Source organism: Acinetobacter sp. YH12239, assembly GCF_013417635.1.
Taxonomy (GTDB): Bacteria; Pseudomonadota; Gammaproteobacteria; order Pseudomonadales; family Moraxellaceae; genus Acinetobacter.
On the sequence record NZ_VPDP01000054.1, the window covers coordinates 1 to 1,111 of the forward strand.

Consider the following 1,111-nt stretch of genomic DNA (forward strand, 5'->3'; position numbering starts at 1 on the left):
AGGAAGATCTCATGGCTAAGGCTAAGTTTGAACGTAATAAGCCACACGTTAACGTGGGCACAATCGGTCACGTTGACCATGGTAAAACAACTTTAACTGCTGCTATCGCAACTGTATGTGCGAAGAAATTCGGTGGTGAAGCTAAAGACTACGCTGCAATCGACTCTGCACCAGAAGAAAAAGCACGTGGTATTACAATTAATACATCACACGTAGAATACGATTCTCCAACTCGTCACTACGCTCACGTAGACTGCCCGGGCCACGCCGATTATGTTAAAAACATGATTACTGGTGCTGCTCAAATGGACGGCGCGATCCTTGTATGTGCTGCGACTGATGGTCCAATGCCACAAACTCGTGAACACATCCTTCTTTCTCGCCAAGTAGGTGTTCCATACATCGTTGTATTCTTAAACAAATGTGACCTTGTAGACGACGAAGAGCTTCTTGAGCTAGTTGAAATGGAAGTTCGTGAACTTCTTTCTACTTATGACTTCCCAGGTGATGACACTCCAGTTATCCGTGGTTCTGCTCTTGCTGCACTTAACGGTGAAGCTGGTCAGTTCGGTGAAGATGCAGTTGTTGCTCTTGTTGAAGCGCTTGACTCTTACATCCCAGAGCCAGTACGTGCTGTAGACCAAGCATTCTTGATGCCAATCGAAGACGTATTCTCTATTTCTGGTCGTGGTACAGTAGTAACTGGCCGTGTAGAAACTGGTATCGTTAAAGTAGGCGAAGAAGTTGAAATCGTAGGTATCAAAGACACAGTTAAAACTACAGTAACTGGCGTTGAAATGTTCCGTAAACTTCTAGACGAAGGTCGTGCGGGCGAGAACTGTGGTGTACTTTTACGTGGTACTAAGCGTGAAGACGTACAACGTGGTCAAGTACTTTCTAAACCAGGTTCAATCAAGCCACACACTAAATTCGATGCGGAAGTATACGTACTTTCTAAAGAAGAAGGTGGTCGTCACACTCCATTCCTTAACGGTTACCGTCCACAGTTCTACTTCCGTACAACTGACGTAACTGGCGCGATTCAATTAAAAGAAGGCGTTGAAATGGTTATGCCTGGTGACAACGTAGAAATGTCAGTAGAATTAATCCA

Annotated in this window: 1 protein-coding gene; it reads left to right on the forward strand. The window is 44.7% G+C overall.

Annotated elements, in window-relative coordinates:
* Positions 1-11 precede the first annotated feature (11 nt).
* Positions 12-1,111, forward strand: a 1,100-nt coding sequence (gene tuf, locus FTV17_RS15425; RefSeq protein ID WP_180000701.1) for an elongation factor Tu, incomplete at its 3' end; no start/stop codon positions are given.